Raw genomic sequence first — 710 nt, 5'->3', positions numbered from 1 at the left:
CTTGGTCTGTTCGCCGAAGAAGCCGGTGGCGCCGTCGGGGAGTTTGTGTCCGCGTTTGATCAGGGCTTTCTGTACGGTGCGTACGTCCTCGTTCCGCTTGCCGAACTGGACGTTGGACAGTGCGACCATCGGAGGCTCCTAGTACCAGTGGGGTGCCCGGTTCGGATCGGCCTGCTGGACGCGGGCGGCGAAGTTCGAACCGGACTGGTTCACGTCGTAGCGGTCGCGTACGTAGTTGACCGTGGCGCACATGCAGGCGACCACGTCGTAGGGCGTGGTCGCGGTGCCCGCCTGGTGGTGGTGGGCGAACGTGGTCGGAACGCACTGTGTGGCGCCCCGGGAACAGTTCAGCGGGTGGCCGTCGGCGGCACGGGGGCCGTGCGCGTTGGAGTCCGTCTTGTTCACCCGGAATTTCGGATGGTTGGAGGCGGATTCGCGCTTGGCGATGGTGGCGAGGGCCGGGACACCGAACTTCGGGTCCATGCCGGTCAGTTCGCATGCCTTGCGCGCATAGCGCTGCATCGCCGGCGCTCCGGAGTCGTTGCCGGGGTCGCGGAAGGTGACCTGGGCAGGGGCGAGACGTCCCTTGGGGACAGCCGGAGCGCTCGCGCCGGTGACGGAGAATCCGGTGAGGCGGCCGAGGGCGGTCAGGGAGGTGGGGCCCGGTATGCCGTCGGCGTCGGTTCCTTTGAAGCCCTGTTTGCGTTGTT

Annotated in this window: 1 pseudogene; it reads right to left on the bottom strand. The window is 67.3% G+C overall.

From position 1 onward, the window contains the following. Positions 1–138: 138 nt before the first annotated feature. A pseudogene (locus tag TN53_RS47375) lies at positions 139–710 on the bottom strand (hypothetical protein); the annotation flags it as partial.

It is taken from the genome of Streptomyces sp. WM6386 (assembly GCF_000972385.1).
Lineage (GTDB): Bacteria > Actinomycetota > Actinomycetes > Streptomycetales > Streptomycetaceae > Streptomyces.
This window is presented reverse-complemented; position numbering and strand designations above follow the sequence as displayed.